3 protein-coding genes are annotated in these 2,584 nt (G+C 56.0%); 1 reads left to right on the top strand and 2 read right to left on the bottom strand.

What is annotated here, in order from left to right; translation table 11 throughout:
• The coding region (gene surE, locus MVK46_RS03995) for a 5'/3'-nucleotidase SurE (RefSeq protein WP_297535360.1) at window positions 1-749 on the top strand (749 nt) is incomplete at its 5' end.
• Between the two features lie 472 nt (window positions 750-1,221).
• Here surE and ftsY read toward each other — a convergent pair.
• Window positions 1,222-2,190, bottom strand: a complete 969-nt coding sequence (gene ftsY, locus MVK46_RS03990) for a signal recognition particle-docking protein FtsY (protein ID WP_297535359.1) — start codon at window positions 2,188-2,190, stop codon at window positions 1,222-1,224.
• A gap of 62 nt (window positions 2,191-2,252) precedes the next feature.
• Window positions 2,253-2,584 (bottom strand): hypothetical protein (locus tag MVK46_RS03985; protein ID WP_297535358.1); only part of this gene is annotated, 332 nt, incomplete at its 5' end.

Genomic DNA, 2,584 nt, shown 5'->3' with positions numbered 1-2,584 from the left:
CCAACGGCCTGCGCGCCGCTGTGAAAGCCCTGAGTGAGCTCGGCGAGGTTTACGTCGTTGCCCCACTTTTCCAGAGGAGTGCGAGCGGCAGGGCCATGACGCTCCACAGGCCGATAAGGGCCAAGCGCGTTGACATCCCCGAAGCGAAAGTAGCTTACGGAATAGACGGGACTCCAACGGATTGCGTGATTTTCGCCTTGGCCCGCTTCGGCGGCTTCGACTTAGCGGTTAGCGGGATTAACCTCGGCGAGAACCTGAGCACGGAGATAACCGTCTCCGGGACGGCTTCAGCGGCGATAGAGGCATCAACTCACGGGATTCCGAGCATAGCGATTAGCCTCGAGGTGGAGTGGAAGAAAACGCTTGGCGAGGGTGAGGGGGTCGACTTCTCTGTCTCGGCGCACTTCCTCGGGAGAATAGCAGGTGCGGTTCTTGAGAGGGGTCTTCCCGAGGGAGTGGACATGCTCAACGTCAACGTTCCGAGCGATGCGACGGAGGAGACGGAGATAGCAATCACCTGCTTAGCCAGAAAGCGATACTCCCCGACAGTCGAGGAAAGGATTGACCCGAAGGGCAACCCCTACTACTGGATTGTTGGCAAACTTGTCCAAGACTTCGAGCCGGGGACAGATGCCTACGCCCTGAAGGTCGAGAGGAAGGTCAGCGTCACGCCGATAAACATCGACATGACGGCGAGGGTGGATTTTGGAGAGTTGGCGAGGCTACTGGGAAGCACATTGAAAAGTTGAGGACACAATGAAACGACTGCTCCCTCTCTCCATTCCCCTCGTCGAGTTCGCGCTTGCCTTTGTAGTGCCGTGGGAGGACTACGTGAAGGCAGTCTGATAGTCGAGAAATCCCCCGGCTTGCTCCTTTGACCTTTCTCCATTACCAATCTTTTTCCTCGCCGTTGCGCTTCCGTTCGTCATTCTTACAGTTTACGCTCTCTGGAGGAAGCGGAGAGAAACCGCCCTGCTCTCGGGTTTCGCGGGAGTTGCCGTGCTTGCAGGGACAGTACTTCTAACCGTAACGAGGGAATAGCCCTGCTCACCGTTCCGTTCCTCGCGCCCCTTCTCCAATGGGCTGGAGAGAAGGTTTTAGAGATACAACCCGATAGAAACGAGGAAATTATATGGGCCATCTCGGCCGTTCTGAGCTTCCTTGCCATTTGGATTGTGGTTCGCATGAAACTTGCGGTCAGCGTGTAAGAAAAGAGAGAAGTCAGTCCTCCCCGAAAATCCTGTCCACGAACCACTTCTCGTCGAAGGGCTTTAAGTCGTCGTAGCCCTGACCGACGCCGACGAAGAGTATCGGCGCGCCAATCGCATGGCTTATGCTCAAAGCGGCCCCACCCCTCGCGTCGGCGTCGAGCTTGGTGAGGATTACGCCGTCTATCCTGACGGCCTCGTTGAACTGCTTTGCCTGCTCAACAACGGCGTTTCCGCTCAGGCTGTCGCCGACGAAGATTACCAGGTCAGGTTTGGTGACGCGCACTATCTTCTTCATCTCGTCCATGAGGTTCCTGTTTAGCTCGTTCCTCCCGGCGGTGTCGACGAGAACCACGTCAACTCCCCTCGCCTTGGCGTGCTGGATTGCGTCGTAGGCAACCGCCGCCGGGTCAGCGCCGTAGTCGTGCTTTATCACCTTAACCCCAACGCGCTTCGCGTGCTCCTCTATCTGCTCTATCGCCCCGGCCCTAAAGGTATCACTCGCCGCTATGACGACGCTCAGCCCGTTCTTCTTGAGCCAGCTGGCGAGCTTGGCTATGGTTGTGGTCTTCCCCGAGCCGTTGAAGCCGACGAAGACTATCACGAAGGGCTTCTCTTCTTTGGAGCGAATCATCTCGAGGAGGTCAATCTTCTTCTCAGGAGTAAGGATTTCGAGGATTGCCTCGCGGAGAGCTTCCTCTATCAGCTTGCCCTTGTTGGTTCCGATGCGGACCTTTTTGCCAACCAGCTTCTCCTTAATCTTCTCCCTCAGGGCCTCGACGGTTTCGAGGGCAACGTCCGCCTCGAGGAGTTCAAGCTCCAGCTCGTCCAAAGCTTCCTCAATGTCCTTCTCCTTAATCTCGACCTGGAGAAGCCTCTCCATGAGGCCGGGCTTCTTCTCAGCTTTTTTCTCTTCCTCCTCAATCTTCTCCTCGACCTGTCTGGTGAACCTCTTGAGCTTCTCCCTGAGCTTTCCGAACATGCTCTCACCCGGAGAAAAGAGGGGGAAGCCCTATAAAAAGCCCTCGGCGATAGCTGGTGTCATCACCGCTCAGACCCGAAGCCACTCGTCATCGGGCGCCTTACATAGGTCTTCCTCTCAACGATGCGGCCGTTTTCGAGCTTATAAACCTTCAAGAGCTCGGCCCCCATCGTCTCTCTTTTGTACGCTACGAGGTAATCGAGGTAGTTCCTGATTCTGTAGCGGGTTATTGAGTCGGCTATGTAGCGCTCCTCATGGAGGAGTATGAGCCTTCCCCTTCTTCTCATGGCATCAATCCACCTGAAGAGCGCTTCCTTCGTAATATCCCGCCGAGATGTGGGGTTCAGCACGAGGTAAACTGGAAAGTCCGCCTCAAAGGGGTTCCCTATGTACA

Origin of the sequence: Thermococcus sp. (assembly GCF_027066465.1) — an archaeon.
Lineage (GTDB): Archaea > Methanobacteriota_B > Thermococci > Thermococcales > Thermococcaceae > Thermococcus.
The sequence above is the reverse complement of the archived record's forward strand: the minus strand, read 5'-3'. Positions and strand labels throughout refer to the sequence as shown.